The 1099-nt window shown below is 75.8% G+C and carries 1 pseudogene; it reads right to left on the bottom strand.

Annotated elements, in window-relative coordinates:
- Window positions 1-1042, bottom strand: a pseudogene (locus HGA02_RS20050) (hypothetical protein); the annotation flags it as partial.
- Window positions 1043-1099 lie beyond the last annotated feature (57 nt).

Here is a 1099-nt window from a genome sequence, read left to right as displayed (position 1 = left end):
CCAGCTTCGCCGCGCCGGGCGCGGCCTGGCCGTTGAGGCCGCCGGCGAGCTCCGCGGCTCCCGGGGCGGCCGAGTCGTTGAGGCCCGCGGAGAGCTCCGCGGCGCCGTCGCGGAGCTGGAGGAGGCCCGCGAGGAGCTGGGCGGCGCCGTCGTGGAGCTGGAGGACGGAGTCGTCGATCGTCGTCGCGCCCGCGGTGAGGTCGACGCCCTTCTGCGCGCCGGAGCGGTAGCTCTCCGCGCCGCCCTTGAACGACGGGTAGTCGAGCGGGGAGACGGGCATCGACGTGAGGGTCGCGGGCGGGACGACGGCGCCGCGGACCTGCGCGGTGTAGCCGAACTCGACGGTCGCGGACCCGATGGGCGGGAAGAGCGTCATCTGGAACTGCAGGCGCGTGCCGCCGCGGCCGTCGCCGGCCAGGCCCGCCTCGTCGGACCGCACGTCGGTGAAGCTGGACGGCAGGACGGTGACGAGCTGGCCGATCATCGGCACGACGGTCTCGGCGGAGGCGGTGGCCTCGGTGCCGGTGCCGTCGTCGTAGGTGACGTCCTGCGTCTTCCCGGTGGTGTTGGTGACGGTGTAGTGGACGCCGAGCGTGCCGGAGCGGCCGACGACGGCGCCGGGCTGCACGGGTTCGCCGTCGAGCGTGTACTCGACCTCGACCGTGAGGGGCAGGTCGCGGTCGTAGGTGCTGACGGTGCGGGCGCGGCGCTCGCCGTCGACGTCGACCGTCGCGACGAGACGCCCGTCGACGACGCGGTAGCCGCCGAAGCCGTCGAGGTTGCGCAGGCCCTTGGTCGACACCGGGTTCTCGACCGTCGCGCTGCCGTGGCCGGTGAAGGCGAGCTGGTCGTAGACGCGCGCCTCCTGGAGCGCGCCGGTCGCGGACAGGCGCGCCTGGACGGTCTCGGTGTTGGTGACGGTCACGTCGCCGGAGCCGGAGCCCGAGCCGGAGCCCGCGGCGAGCGCGGGGGAGCCGGCGGTGCCGACGAGGAGCGGGATCAGCAGGGCGGCAGCGGCCGCGGTGGTGGTGGAGCGGCGCACGTCAGGCCTCCGGCTGCGGGTCGAACGGACGGGTGGCGGGCGCGCCGCGGCGGGCGG

It is taken from the genome of Cellulomonas septica (assembly GCF_012396155.1).
Taxonomy (GTDB): Bacteria; Actinomycetota; Actinomycetes; order Actinomycetales; family Cellulomonadaceae; genus Cellulomonas; species Cellulomonas septica.
Note: the sequence above shows the minus strand (reverse complement) of the source record. Positions and strands in the feature narration are given on the sequence as shown.